General features: G+C 35.0%; 12 protein-coding genes and 1 other annotated feature. Of the genes, 6 read left to right on the top strand and 6 right to left on the bottom strand.

What is annotated here, in order from left to right:
• Position 1 precedes the first annotated feature (1 nt).
• Complete coding sequence (locus NST98_RS08395) at positions 2-652, top strand: response regulator (protein WP_016838168.1); 651 nt, start codon at positions 2-4, stop codon at positions 650-652.
• Between the two features lie 115 nt (positions 653-767).
• Here NST98_RS08395 and NST98_RS08390 read toward each other — a convergent pair whose 3' ends face one another.
• Both NST98_RS08390 and NST98_RS08385 read right to left on the bottom strand, forming a co-directional pair.
• Entirely contained in the window at positions 768-1,652 is an 885-nt protein-coding gene (locus NST98_RS08390) for a cation diffusion facilitator family transporter (RefSeq protein ID WP_340714896.1), read from the bottom strand.
• A 75-nt stretch (positions 1,653-1,727) separates the two neighbouring features.
• Complete coding sequence (locus NST98_RS08385) at positions 1,728-3,062, bottom strand: hemolysin family protein (protein WP_172597925.1); 1,335 nt, start codon at positions 3,060-3,062, stop codon at positions 1,728-1,730.
• A 416-nt stretch (positions 3,063-3,478) separates the two neighbouring features.
• Here NST98_RS08385 and NST98_RS08380 point away from each other — a divergent pair, with 416 nt between their 5' ends.
• From NST98_RS08380 to NST98_RS08365, 4 genes are all read left to right on the top strand, one after another.
• Positions 3,479-4,621, top strand: a complete 1,143-nt coding sequence (locus NST98_RS08380; protein ID WP_168412584.1) for a DUF445 family protein — start codon at positions 3,479-3,481, stop codon at positions 4,619-4,621.
• A gap of 18 nt (positions 4,622-4,639) precedes the next feature.
• On the top strand, positions 4,640-4,984 hold the full coding sequence (locus tag NST98_RS08375; RefSeq protein ID WP_016838160.1) for a YlbF family regulator: 345 nt from the start codon (positions 4,640-4,642) through the stop codon (positions 4,982-4,984).
• Between the two features lie 170 nt (positions 4,985-5,154).
• A complete protein-coding gene (locus tag NST98_RS08370) occupies positions 5,155-6,675 on the top strand; it encodes a coproporphyrinogen III oxidase (protein WP_016838159.1) in 1,521 nt (506 codons plus the stop codon).
• Positions 6,676-6,849: 174 nt separating this feature from the next.
• The gene (locus NST98_RS08365) at positions 6,850-7,641 is read left to right on the top strand and encodes an HAD family hydrolase (protein WP_340714895.1); all 792 of its coding nucleotides are present in this window, start codon (positions 6,850-6,852) and stop codon (positions 7,639-7,641) included.
• Between the two features lie 448 nt (positions 7,642-8,089).
• Here the strand turns inward: NST98_RS08365 and NST98_RS08360 are convergent, their stop codons facing one another.
• The 3 genes from NST98_RS08360 to serA all read right to left on the bottom strand — a co-directional run bounded on the left by NST98_RS08360 (position 8,090) and on the right by serA (position 12,124).
• Positions 8,090-9,370, bottom strand: a complete 1,281-nt coding sequence (locus NST98_RS08360) for an IS4 family transposase (RefSeq protein WP_340715701.1) — start codon at positions 9,368-9,370, stop codon at positions 8,090-8,092.
• Positions 9,371-9,636: 266 nt separating this feature from the next.
• Positions 9,637-10,323, bottom strand: a complete 687-nt coding sequence (locus NST98_RS08355) for a TraR/DksA C4-type zinc finger protein (protein WP_340714894.1) — start codon at positions 10,321-10,323, stop codon at positions 9,637-9,639.
• Between the two features lie 181 nt (positions 10,324-10,504).
• Complete coding sequence (gene serA / locus NST98_RS08350; protein ID WP_340714893.1) at positions 10,505-12,124, bottom strand: phosphoglycerate dehydrogenase; 1,620 nt, start codon at positions 12,122-12,124, stop codon at positions 10,505-10,507.
• Positions 12,125-12,274: 150 nt separating this feature from the next.
• Positions 12,275-12,506 (bottom strand) — a binding site (T-box leader).
• Between the two features lie 288 nt (positions 12,507-12,794).
• Here serA and NST98_RS08345 point away from each other — a divergent pair.
• Entirely contained in the window at positions 12,795-13,577 is a 783-nt protein-coding gene (locus tag NST98_RS08345; RefSeq protein ID WP_340714892.1) for an enoyl-CoA hydratase, read from the top strand.
• A gap of 70 nt (positions 13,578-13,647) precedes the next feature.
• Here NST98_RS08345 and NST98_RS08340 read toward each other — a convergent pair whose 3' ends face one another.
• On the bottom strand, positions 13,648-13,833 hold the full coding sequence (locus NST98_RS08340; protein WP_016838154.1) for a YhzD family protein: 186 nt from the start codon (positions 13,831-13,833) through the stop codon (positions 13,648-13,650).
• Positions 13,834-13,929: the final 96 nt, after the last annotated feature.

The following is a 13,929-nucleotide window of genomic DNA, read 5'->3' as shown; positions in this document are numbered from 1 at the left end:
GATGATACGTGTTTTAATTGCGGATGATCATCATGTTGTTCGTAGAGGCTTATTATTCTTTTTGAAGACCCAAAAAGATATTGAAGTAGTTGGGGAAGCGAAAAATGGGATGGAAGCAGTTCGATTAGTGGAAGAATTAAACCCGGATATTGTATTAATGGACTTAGTTATGCCGGAGATGGATGGCATTGAAGCGACGAAACAAATTAAAGCGTGTTGGCCAGAAGTACAAGTTATTATATTGACAAGCTTTTCAGATAAAGACCATGTTCTTCCCGCCATCGAAGCTGGGGCAGCTGGCTATCAGTTAAAGGATATTGAACCGGATGATTTAGTCAATTCCATTCGACAAGTAATGCGTGGAGAAAGCATTATGCACCCGGTAGCCACAACACAATTGGAAGAATCATTAAGGGAGGAAGGAAATCTGCCGCATGTGAAAAACCCATTAACTCCACGTGAACAAGATGTGCTGGCGGAATTGACGAAAGGAAAAAGCAACAAGGAAATTGCATCGTCATTATTTGTTACAGAAAAGACAGTCAAAACCCATATTTCGAATATATTTGCGAAATTGGAAGTGCAAGATCGAACACAAGCAGCTCTTTATGCAGTAAAACATGGGTTAACAGAAGGAAGCGGGAAAATTTAAATTAGAGTTATGTCATTTGCGAAGGAAAGCATTTATAAAATAAATGATTAAAGGGAACAGTAGAATTTCGACAAAATGGATCTACTGTTCCCTTTAAATTAGTACTTCTGTTCTTTTAATCTGCACCTTCTTCTGCCTCGTGAGGTTCAATATGTACAAGCGCTGTACAATTAATGTCAAATCGTTTAATCGTTGACTCGATATTTTCTGTAATGCGATGGCTTTCCCAGACGTTTAAATATGGATTTACTGTCACTGTCACTTCAATAAATGTTGCATTTCCGTGTGTTCTTCCTTTTAAATCCACCAATTCAATAACACCATCTACATTTTTTATTAATGTGGATAAAGTTTCGATTTCCTCGGTATCAAACGCATCTGTCAATGTTTGCACTGATTCCCAAAAGATTTCCAATGCAGTTCTAATAATAATCACTCCGATGATTAAAGCAGTAATGGTATCTATAATTGAATAGCCGATAATCGAAGCAAAAATACCGATGGCTGTACCAACGCTAACTAATGCATCGGAACGATTATCATAGGCAGCCGCTTTTAACGCAGAACTTTTAATTTTTTTAGAAAGAGCTAAGTTATATCGATATACCATGTACATGACAGCAGCACTGCCTAATGCAACAATAATGGTTAAAGTGGATGGCGAATTGCGAACAGGGTCAAATATGTTCATAATTGAGCTAAAGATTACTTCAAGTCCAACGACCATCATAATAAAAGAAGCCACTAAAGATGCAACCGTTTCGGCACGCAAATGACCGTATTGATGATTTTCATCAGGAGGACGTTGCGAAATCTTCAGACCAATTAAAACTGCTATAGATGCAATAATATCTGTAGTATTATTAAGACCATCTGCTTTTAAAGCTTCTGAATCGCCGATGTGTCCTATGATAAGTTTCATTGCGCTAAGAAATATGTATGCGCCTATAGATATCCAGGCACCTTTTTCCCCTGCTCGTAAATTTGTATAAAGCTCCACTTTTTTTCCTCCCTACAAAAGTTCCGAACATGACAAAACGACTTTCTTAGAAAAGAAAGTCGTTTTTGAAATACGTTATTCAGCAACTGAGTACAAGTCGAGTTCTTGTTCTTCTGGCAATTTGATGACTTCAATGTATAAAATATGGTGACCATCTAATTCTTTAATTTTGAATTCGTAACCATCATATACAAAACTGTCACCCTCAACAGCGTCGTAGCGTTGAGTCCAGAACCAGCCGCCGATTGTATCGATATCTTCATCATCGATATGAATATTCAACATTTCATTTACATCTTCAATTAACATTTTTGCATCTATAATATAATGGCCATCACTAATTTCTTGAACTTCAGGGATTTCGTCATCGTCGAATTCGTCTTGAATATCACCAACGATTTCTTCAATGATATCTTCGATGGTTACTAAACCGGAAGTTCCCCCGTATTCATCCATTAAAATTGCCATGTGTATACGATCATGTTGCATTTTTAATAAAAGATCGCTGATTGGAACAGTTTCAATTACTCGAATAATTGGTTGCATATATTCTGTAATTGTTTTTTCTGCATTTTTAGGATCTTTTATATATGCAGTTAATAAATGTTTTAAGTTGACTAAACCAATTACGTGGTCTTTATCGCCATCAATCACCGGATAGCGAGTATATTGTTCCACACCCATTACTTCAAAAACATCTTTTAGTTTTGCTTCCTTATCAATCGTTGTAATTTCTGTTCGTGGCACCATGATTTCTTTGGCCGTGCGGTCTGAGAATTCAAATATACTGTTTACATATTCAAATTCAGAATATTTGATTTCACCGCTTTTAAAGCTATCAGCCATAATCATACGAAGCTCTTCCTCCGTATGGGCTGTATCGGTTTCGTTAAATGATTTCACACCGAAAATTCTTGCCAAACCACGAGCAGACATGTTTAAAAGGTGAATGAAAGGATACATCACTTTATAAAATGTATACAACGCTCCTGAAAAATTAAGCGTTACCCATTCAGCTTTTGTAATCGCTAACGTTTTAGGCGCCAATTCACCTGCCACAACATGGATATACGTTACAATACTGAATGCAATAATAAATGAAAGAACTTCAGTGATAGGTCCTGTTACACCAATCCATTTAAATAATGGACTTAATAACAACTGTACAGTAGGTTCACCTAACCAACCTAGACCTAATGAAGTAATGGTAATTCCTAATTGACAAGCAGATAAATACTCGTCAAGGTTCTCAATTACCTTTTTAGCCTTAATTGCTTTTTTGTTTCCTTCTTCTAAAAGTTGATCAATACGCGTTACCCGAACTTTTACTATCGCAAATTCTGTGGCAACAAAAAATGCTGAAAACAAAATTAATAAGGCAAAAACAGCTAACTTAATGGTCAGCCCCACTATGTCTCCGTCCAAATACTTTCCCCGTTCCACGCCCGAATGAGGGGTGAAATGAGGAGTACACCTCCTACAATAAAATTAATTTTTAATAAGATAATCATAACGGATTTTTGAAAAAAATACAAATCATCCATCTCTGAAATTTTCAGAAGATTGTGAGTCGTTTTGTTATATATAGTATGCGATTTTGTAAATAAATTTAAATCTTTTGGGGGAAAGAATAATTTTCCTAAAGCAAGTTAGAGCTATTATTGGGAGGAAAAATAAATCGCGAAAAAAAGAAATAGTCCGTAATAACTTTCAATGTTCATGAAACAATAATGAAATATAATCGTATATAACAAAAGGTATGTTATTATTTATTTCGCAAAGTAACTTTTGTTAGTGAAATCATTGTGTTAGAAAAGAGGATATTAATGGATGTAGTACTATTAATACTATCTATGGCAATTATCGGTGCAATCATTGGTAGTGCAACAAACTTTTTAGCGATTAAAATGATTTTTAGACCATATAATGCGCTTTATTTAGGAAAATGGAAGCTTCCTTTTACACCAGGACTAATTCCAAAACGCCGCGGGGAATTGGCAAGACAAATAGGGGTGACGGTGCAAGATTATTTATTGACACCTGATGTCATCAAAAATAAATTATTCTCTCAAGAAATTCGATTTGGAATTTTACAGTTTGCACAATCAAAGTCGGAAGAATTGATATTTTTAAATAATAAAACACTGAAAGATTGGTTGGAACTAGCAGGAATAAATGGGTTGCCAGAAAAGATTGAAGGGCAAGTGGATGATTTTATAGAAAAACAATTTGTATCTTTTAAACATACTTTATCGACAAAATCGATTGAAGAAGTGTTGCCGGAAGATATTACAAAAACGATAAATCAAAAAGTACCAGAATTAGTGACAACCATCATTCAAAGAGGGGAAGATTATATTTTATCTTCCAAAGGAGAAATCACCATTAAAAATCTATTAGATGATTTTCTTTCTTCAAAAGGGACAATCGGTGGACTTTTCCAAATGTTTTTCAGCGATTCTTCATCCATCGTCTCTAAAATTCAACATGAGCTCGTTCGACTTCTTCGCTCATCTGAAACAAAAAGTTCATTAGTGAATATTATGAATGATGAATGGGGAAAAATAAAAAAACAGCCTATCATGAATTACCTAAATGAGATACAATTAGAACCAATACTAATAAATATCCAATCCTATGCCAAAAGAGAATTAGCTATTGAAGAACGATTCAATAAATCCATAAACTATTACTTTCCAAATGGCAACGACTGGGTAAAGTACGATTTGATGCCTAAAATTGTCGATAAGGCTTTGGAACTTGCTGAATCAAAACTTGAAGATGTACTGAAAAAATTAGACATTAAAGAAGTTGTTCGAGAGCAAGTTGACTCTTTCCCAATCGAAAAGTTGGAAGAAATCGTGATAGGAATTGCAAATCGTGAGTTAATGATGATTACTCTATTAGGCGGTTTCTTAGGAGGATTAATTGGTATCGTACAAGGTTTAATTGTACAATTTTTAAATTAATAGAGAGTAGGATTATAAATGAATCAATTTATGGAACTTATTCAAAAGTTAGAGACATCCATTAGTCAAACGGAAGCGTTTCAAAAATTAAAAGATACTGTTGACATTGTTCGTGATGATGAACAAGCAAGAACGATTTTCACTCAATTCCGCGATGTTCAGGTAAAATTGCAACAAAAGCAAATGCAAGGAGAAGAATTGCTAGAGGAAGAATATCTCTACTTCCAAAAAACTGCTCAACTTGCTCAACAAAATCCTAAAATTATGGCAATGTTAGAAGCTGAAATGGAATTAAGCCGTCTTATTGATGAAGCAAATCGTTCGCTAATTAAACCGATTCAATCCCTCTATGATGGACTATAAGATCGGTAATTGGACCGCACTGAATGTGTGGTCTTTTTTATTTCCATAAAAAACATGCATGATTTTATAGTCAATAAAGCCTTTCGCTGTTAAAATAAACAGGAACTAAAAATAAAAAAATCACGTAAACAAGTAAAAGTGCAACAAGTTCTATAAAGGAAGAGGTATGAATGAAAAAAATAATCATCCACGAAAGTTTCAAGCAAGACTGGATTAATGTTTTAACACATATAGCAAATCTATTTTTTGAAGATTGTAAGCTTTACGAAATCATTGAGGATCCGGATTTGTCTGTTCGTTTTCAATATAAAATGGAAAACAACGTGTATTACACTGCTAGTAAGTTAGAGGTGGATGGAAAAACGTTTATTAGCACTTATTCAAAAAAATATGATACGGATGGAACAGAAAAAGAACAAAATATTCGAATGAAGCGCGCATTATCTCACGTGCTGTTGGACGTGTTAGAGCAATATACTGGAATAAAGCAACATTGGGGGATTTTAACGGGAGTACGACCAACAAAACTTTATCATAAATTAAGAAAACAAGGACTTACACGCAATGAAATTGCAGAAGTATTACAAACAGATTTTCGTGTATCCACTGAAAAAATTCAATTATTGGAATCGATTGTTGAGCGCCAATTAGCAACAATTCCCGATTTAGATGAGATTGGGAAAGAAATTTCTATCTATATCGGTGTCCCTTTCTGTCCGACGAAATGCGCTTATTGTACTTTCCCAGCCTATGCAATCGCGCCGAATCGAAAAACAGGACGAGTGGCTTCTTTCCTTGATGGATTGCATATCGAAATGAGAGAAATGGGAAAATGGTTGAAGGAAAATGATATGAAAGTGACTTCGATATATTGGGGCGGCGGTACGCCAACAGCAATCGAGTCGGATGAAATGGATGCCCTTTATGAGACGATGTTTGAATCGTTCCCAAATCCTGAATCTATTCGTGAAATCACTGTAGAAGCAGGTCGACCTGATACGATTACACCGGAAAAAATAGAAGTGTTGAAAAAGTGGGGTATTGATCGCATCTCAGTCAATCCGCAAAGTTATACCGATGAAACGTTAAAAGCGATAGGCCGTCATCATACTGTACAAGAAACAATCGATAAATTTTTACTTGCTCGCAATTTAGGAATGAATAATATCAATATGGATTTAATCATCGGTTTACCAAATGAGGGAGTTGAAGAGTTTCAACATTCTTTGAATGAAACTGAAAAACTGCAACCAGAATCCCTTACTGTGCATACGTTATCTTTCAAACGTGCTTCCGAAATGACGCAAAATAAAGATAAATATAAAGTGGCTGATCGTCCAACGGTGTCGAGGATGATGGAAATGGCTCAAAAGTGGACTCGCGAAAATGGATACAATCCGTATTATTTATATCGCCAAAAAAACATTTTAGGTAATTTAGAAAATGTTGGATACTCTAAACCGGGCGAGGAAAGCATCTATAATATCGTCATTATGGAAGAGGTACAAACGATATTAGGTATCGGTTGTGGGGCAGCTACTAAATTTGTAAATCCCAAAACTGGTAAAATCACACAATACCATAACCCAAAAGAGCCTTATCAGTATATTTTATCTTTTGAAAATGCGATTGAGAAAAAGATTGAAATGCTCAATGATTTATATCGAGTGCAATTGAAAAATGAATGTTGAGTTACTTGTTAACGATAACACCTCCTTCTATTACTGTGGAGGTGTTTTTAATCTAAATGAACAAAATTGCGGAAAGTGTATAAATAGAAATAGGGATTCCAATTTCAATGTAGCTAGATTTTCAATATATGCTAGAATAATAATTACTACAATCATAAATAGGAGAAGTTGGAAATGGCAATTACGACGATCATATTCGATTTAGATGACACGTTACTTTGGGATAAAAAAAGTATCAAAACAGCTTTTGAAAAAACATGTCAATATGCGGCAACGAAATACGATATTGAACCTGAACAGTTGGAAGAAGCGGTACGCAAAGAAGCACGAAAGCTTTATGAATCCTATGAAACTTATGATTATACGGTGTTGATTGGTATTAATCCTTTTGAAGGTTTGTGGGGAACTTTTGATGATCCTACTGACTCATTCCAAAAAATGAAAAACATTGTGCCGAATTATCGAAAGGATGCTTGGACAAACGGTTTAAAAGCGTTAGGCATTGATGATGAAACATTCGGCGCTGAGCTCGGAGAACGTTTTGTTGAAGAACGGAAAAAACACCCTTTTGTTTATGATGATACGTATCAAGTTCTTGATGCATTAAAAGGAAAGTACCAATTAGTACTATTAACAAACGGTGCACCAAGTTTACAAAACTTAAAATTAACTTTAACACCAGAAATCCGCCCTTATTTCGACTATGTGATTATTTCTGGTGACTTTGGAAAAGGAAAGCCTGATACATCTCTATTTGAATATATGATGGAAAAGGCCGGCATTACTGCGGATGAAGGGATTATGGTAGGCGATAATTTGAATACAGATATTTTAGGCTCATCTCGGGTAGGCATGCGAAATGTTTGGATCAATCGGGAAAATAATCTGCAAAACCCTGATATCCAACCAACTTACGAAGTTTCATCATTAACGGAATTTTTACAATTAGTTGAAAAGCTTTCATAATAAAATGAGAGGCTGGGACATAATCAAAAAATTAAAGGGGCAGTTGAAAGAGTTTTGATAAAAAATTGATATAACGAAAAATTGATTGAAGTGACGGGGCGAGTGCTCCTGTCGCGCACGCTTAGTCGCAAAGCGGAGCAAGTTCAAGGAAGTAAATTCAAAGCTTTCCTGCGACGAGCCCTCTCGAGACACCGCAGGAGCGAAGGAATGACTCAGAGGAGGCTCGAGCTCAATGTCAGAAACTTATACAACCAATAATTTACAGTTAGTAGGCAACCATCTGGTTGTCTACTTTTAAAAATACTATTCAACCTACAAAGTGTTGATAATTTTCTAAAATCGGCTAAAAAAGGCAATAGGATGCCCGGGGCTTAAATTTTTATTTTTTTAAGCCCCTAATTTATTTACATTTAATAAACAAATAGGATATATTTATCCTATGTATTGTTTATAGACACCTTTTTTGGTTTAGGGGATACTTTGTTGAGGACAGACCATTCCTTCGTGGGTAGCTTCTCCCAAACCGAATAGGTGTCTTATTTCTTATAATCACTTTCATGATTTTTGTAAACATTCTCTCTCTTTTGATTGGACAATCTTCTAATAATAAGTGAACCATCCTATCTTTTAATTTTCCTATTAAGATATTTGTGTTTACTTGATAATCATGTTTTCGTCTTTTTTTCTTACTCTCCTCATTAATTGTTTCATTGGCATCATTTCTCAATAAACTGACCATATTCGATAAATATATTGATGCATAGAAATCTTGTTCAATTGCGATTTTCGAACTACCCGTGAAATTTTCTATTTCGATTTTATTTTTCACATCATTATATTCTGTTTCAATTCCCCAGCGTTTAAAATAAAGAGATTTAAACTCAGAGATATCAAACTCTTCCTCGGTTAAATTTGTGACAAGTATTTCTTCCGTGCCAGAATCCAGTGGGAATCTAACTACACGAGCAGTAATCACTTGTTTCCTATGTATTATATGAATGTTTTGATCAGCATCTTTCGCTTCGACAATTTCCTTTATCGTATTTTTTTGACATCGCATCACATATTTGATACCAAGGGCATCTAAATAGGCAATAAAATCTCTCGATGGATACCCTCGATCAAATAAAAAAAGATCATTTTTTAATCCAATTTGTACGAGTTCTTCAATCATATCCTTTGCACTATCTCGCTCAGCTACCTTATATGGATTGATTCTAGAAGTAATAATGATTCCATTCTCAAGATCGTAAATACAAGAGGCACTAGCTCTTGCATAACTTGTCTTATGATTTTTTCCATACCCAAAATAATTTCGAAGCTCCTCAGTATCAGGGATTTGGAGCACACTTCCATCGATTGCGCAAAGTCTAAATCCACGATAAGTTTTAAAGGAATTTTCTTCATAATACCAATTCACAATCGCTTTTGTAAGTTTTACAAAAGCGAGAGGAGAAATCTTTTTTCGTGCGGCTGAATAGCCTTGTTTGGAAATACTAATTTCTGATAAATTAAATTTGTCGAAAAAGTCGTCAAGTTCAATTTGGAGGCTCTTTTTAACAAAGTTTAAGCTAAATAGAATAGTATTTTTAAAATTTAACTTCTTTTCTTTTCGTGTAAAATACGTTTCTTTTGTCCGAGATTCAAGCATAAACATCACATCATTCAGCAACTTTCGAGTAATCTCAATTGCCCCTAAAAAAGTACTTTTTGTTTTCAAAAAAACCACCATCCTCGTTTTATTAACCAAAAATTGGATTCTAAAACGATTTTGGTGGCCTTTTTAAAATTACAAGAGGCTTATTACCTAATTTTATAAAAGTTAAATTAAATATTATTTTCCATTAAATGTAACGTTAAGTTGATGACATTGGGCTCGAGCTGGGCCCGCGGAAAGCGTCCCCGGAACGGAAATCAATTTTAATAACATATCAAAAAAACATCATTTTCTCCTTGGAGAAAATGATGTTTTTTTAGATTTGTCCCAACCTCTTTCTATTCTAAATAATCATATTTGCTTGCTTCTTCAATTTCTCGTTTTGACATTGGAAAAGGTATTTCATCCTTTGTCGATACATGGAAGGACTGAGGTTCATCGTTATTTGCGTATTCTTCAGGGTCGTCATATAGCTCATTGAAATCTTCAAAATCCCCTTCAAAATCTGATGGCGTTTCAGATGTACCGTATTTTGCAACCACTTGGAATGTATCTTCAAAATCTTGAATTGCCCCTTTAACTTCTCTTTCAGCAAAGGAATTATCCACAGGAGGAATGAGTAAATCTTCTTCCACTGGTCGATCAGTAGGGATGTTTTTTGCATCTGCATGTTCAATACAGAAGGAGGTATATGGAATAGCTGCTAATCGATCATATGGAATTTCTTTTTTACATACTTCACAAATTCCATATGTACCGTTTTCAATTTTCTCTAAAGCAGCGTTAATTTTAGCTAATTCATCTTCTTTGTGAACTTTTAAAGATAGATCCTTTTCTCTTTCGAAAAGTTCTGTTGCTATGTCTGCAGGATGATTGTCGACTGTTGATAATTCATCAATAGCGTCTCGTAAGCTGCCACGGTCAACAAACTCGTCATCTACAGATTGATTTTTTAACAACGCATGTTTTTGTTCAATCAGTTGTTTTTTTAGCTTAGCAATTTGTTTTTCCGTTAAAATGGTCATCACGTCCTTTCGTTCATCCATAGTATGAACTGAAAAATGAAATTTAAAGGAGAAACAATTTTCTATCGGAAGTTTTTTGGGCAAAATAAAATACAGGCAATGGTAAAATTCCATTGCCTGTATATTTAGGGACACAAAGCACCATTCTGTTCTATCTCACCAAGTAGTCGTGCCGGGCAGCTTAAAGAGTAATTGCTTTTACTTCATCGATATTTTCTAATTGTTCTACGTAAACTAAATCTTCAGGAGTTACTTCATTATCGATTGAAAGAATCATGACAGCAGCACCGCCAACTTGTTTACGTCCCACTTGCATCGTTGCAATGTTGACGTCTTTCTCAGCAAGTTTCGTTGCAACGCGGCCGATTGCTCCTGGTTTATCGATATTTTTAATGTATAATAAGTGACCTTCTGGAATAACATCTACAACAAAGTTTTCTACTTTTACGATACGAGCTCCAAGACCGTTTAGAAGTGTACCTGCAACACTATGTGTTTCATTTTCCGTAATTACTTCAACAGTAATAAGGTTAGTAAATCCTTTTGCTGTTGTTGTTTTATTTTCGTTAATTTTTACGCCAACTCTTTCTGTTAAATAACGTGCATTTACGTCATTTACATTTTCGCCGTGAGTTTTCTTTAAGTAACCTTTTAATGTATTTGCAGTCAATGGACGTACATCGTAATTTGCGATTTCACCAGCGTAGAACAAATTAATTTCTTTTAATGGTTCTATTGTTACTTGTGATAAGAAAGCACCTAGTTTTTCTGCTAATTCAAAGAATGGTTCAACTTCAGCTAGCAGCTCTTTTGGAATTGATGGCATGTTCACAGGGTTTGTAACAGTACCAGTTTTAAAGTATTTAATAATGTCGTTAGAAACATCTACCGCAACAGATTCTTGTGCTTCAACTGTAGATGCACCTAAGTGAGGTGTAGCAATCACTTGTGGTAAAGTTAGCAATTTATGATCTGTAGCTGGTTCTTCAACGAATACGTCAAGAGCAGCGCCTGCTACTTTTCCTTCCACGATTGCATCATATAAATCATCTTCGTTGATGATTCCACCACGTGCACAGTTAATAATGCGTACGCCAGGTTTCATAAGAGCGAATTTTTCTTTATTAATCAAATTTTTCGTTTCAGGTAATAGTGGCGTATGCACAGTGATAAAATCAGCTTGTTGGCAAATTTCATCAACAGTTGCTTTTGTTACACCAAGTTCTTTCGCTCTTTCTTCAGTTAAGAATGGATCATATGCCATAATATTCATACGTTGTCCTTTTGCACGGAAAGCCACTTCTGTACCGATACGCCCCAAACCGATAACACCTAACGTTTTGTTTTTCAATTCAACCCCAACGTAAGTTTTGCGATCCCATTTTCCATTTTTTAAAGATAAATAAGCTTGTGGAATATGGCGAGCAAGAGAAGTCATCATCGCAATGGTATGTTCAGCAGCAGAGTTTGTATTTCCATCTGGTGCGTTGACTACAATAATACCGTGTTCAGTTGCAGCTTGTAGATCGATGTTATCTACTCCTACACCAGCACGACCAATTAATTTTAAATTTTTTGCAGCTTCAATTACTTCACGAGTCACTTTCGTAGCACTGCGCACGATTAATGCGTCAACATCTTTAATTTTTTCAATGAGTTCTTCTTGTGAATTCCCAGTATCCACAATGATTTCTAAATTCAGATCTTTTTCTTCGCGCAATGGGAAAATACCGTCTTCACTTAATGGATCCGCAATAAACACTTTAATTACATCTGTAGCTGTAGTTGCTTTTGTAACCATTTAAAAAACTCCTTTTTCATTAATATTTTTTAATAAAGAATTAAAGACAATAGCCAACTATCGAACAATTGCAACAATTGTTAGACTTTCTCGATAAAAAGACCCCTTCCATTTTTTTAGGTATTAAAAAAAGCCTTCCACCCCCTATAAATTAGGGGCGAAAAGCTGTCATATCAACTTCACGCGGTGCCACCCTTTTTCGTTGCCTAATTCAAGGCAACCTCAAGTGATGCGTAACGTGCATTAACCGGAATTGGCTTACTTATTTGTTCAGCCATTCTATTCAGGAGTGGAACTACAAACGCCAGAAACACTGATTTGCACCAACCATCAGCTCTCTGAGAATCTGAACGTAAGAGCATGTCTCCGTCATAATATTTTGACTCTTATTAATGTGTTTCCATAATAAACTGATTGTTCATTAATGTCAACTAATTTCCTAAAATGATTAAAAAATTTTAATGAAAACGCTTAAATTTTTCGTTAATTAACGAACATTGTATTTGTTGTTTGTTATTAATATTCGTGTTTTTATTGTTTTTTTATAAAGATTTTTTAATTGATGAATATACATTTATTGTTGCTAAAATTTGATTGTCTATGTTCGAAAGGAATTTTTTCCATCTAAGTAGAAGTAATAATTGTACATCAAAATTAAGGGGTGGAAGAAATGGCATACGAAACAATTGAATTAAGTCGTAATGATCGTCTTGCTGTGCTCACATTGAAGCGTCCACAAGCGATGAATGCAATGAATGAAGTAATGTTAAAAGAACTGGCGGATTGCTTTGAACAGTTACAAGGCGAAAAGGATATTCAAATATTAGTTATTAAAGGGGAAGGGCGAGCATTCTCTGCTGGAGGAGACATTAAAATGATGCTTCAATCAGAGCAATTGCAAGAGTTTCATGATATCATGGATTCGATTTCCCGAATGATGCTTGCTTTCTATCAATTGCCGATGATTACGATAGCTCAAGTACATGGTGCTGCAGCAGGTCTTGGATTCAGCCTTGCCATTGCATCAGATTATGTCATTGCTGAAGAAAATAGCAAGTTGGCTATGAATTTCATAGGAATTGGCCTCATCCCAGATGGTGGTGGGCATTTCTTTATGAAGGAACGAGTTGGAGTAGCAAAGGCAAAGCAAATTATTTGGGAAGGCAAAGTGATGAATGGGGAAGAAGCATTAAAGCTTGGATTAGTGGATGCCGTTGTAAAGGATGGAGAAGCGCAAAAATACGTGCAACAATATACAGAGAAAATTTTATCTTCTCCTATTTTAGCGATGCTTGAGACAAAACAAATTTATCATACTGAGCGCATTTCTGAATTAAATAAAGTGCTGGCAAAAGAGTTGGAAGCACAAATAAAGATGAGGAATACGAAAGACCATTTGGAAGGCATTAAAGCCTTTGTTGAAAAGCGTGCCCCTCAATTTATAGGGCAATAAAACTTGTTTAGCAAAAGAAAAATTAACTGGAGGTTGGCTATTTATAGTGAAAAGCCAACCTCCAATTTTTTTATACATGGAATAAAATGATTTTTCCTGAAGAGTTTACGAGTCGATGCGTTTTATCTTGAACCCCTTTTTCTTCAATGCGTTTTTGGCCTTCTATTATGGCTTCTTGTTCATTTTCAAATTCCCAAACTTCATTAAATAATAGTTCCCCTGATTTTTCATAAGCCGTGAAATAAAAATTTGCCATTTTCATCCCATCCTTTTTTGAAAATTCAATTTTATTATACAACAAAAATAAAGCAAGTTTATAGAATTATAATTTATGAATTCTAACATCGAATCA

The sequence above is a fragment of the Ureibacillus sp. FSL W8-0352 genome (genome assembly GCF_038004345.1).
Lineage (GTDB): Bacteria > Bacillota > Bacilli > Bacillales_A > Planococcaceae > Ureibacillus > Ureibacillus thermosphaericus.
The sequence above is the reverse complement of the archived record's forward strand: the minus strand, read 5'-3'. Positions and strand labels throughout refer to the sequence as shown.

What these genes read in the sequence shown, in the direction of transcription:
- NST98_RS08395 (WP_016838168.1), top strand. Translation starts at nt 2, where the DNA reads ATGATACGTGTTTTAATTGCGGATGATCATCATGTTGTTCGTAGAGGC.
- NST98_RS08380 (WP_168412584.1), top strand. Translation starts at nt 3,479, where the DNA reads ATGGATGTAGTACTATTAATACTATCTATGGCAATTATCGGTGCAATC.
- NST98_RS08375 (WP_016838160.1), top strand. Translation starts at nt 4,640, where the DNA reads ATGAATCAATTTATGGAACTTATTCAAAAGTTAGAGACATCCATTAGT.
- NST98_RS08370 (WP_016838159.1), top strand. Translation starts at nt 5,155, where the DNA reads ATGAAAAAAATAATCATCCACGAAAGTTTCAAGCAAGACTGGATTAAT.
- NST98_RS08365 (WP_340714895.1), top strand. Translation starts at nt 6,850, where the DNA reads ATGGCAATTACGACGATCATATTCGATTTAGATGACACGTTACTTTGG.
- NST98_RS08355 (WP_340714894.1), bottom strand. Translation starts at nt 10,323, where the DNA reads ATGACCATTTTAACGGAAAAACAAATTGCTAAGCTAAAAAAACAACTG.
- serA (WP_340714893.1), bottom strand. Translation starts at nt 12,124, where the DNA reads ATGGTTACAAAAGCAACTACAGCTACAGATGTAATTAAAGTGTTTATT.
- NST98_RS08345 (WP_340714892.1), top strand. Translation starts at nt 12,795, where the DNA reads ATGGCATACGAAACAATTGAATTAAGTCGTAATGATCGTCTTGCTGTG.
- NST98_RS08340 (WP_016838154.1), bottom strand. Translation starts at nt 13,833, where the DNA reads ATGGCAAATTTTTATTTCACGGCTTATGAAAAATCAGGGGAACTATTA.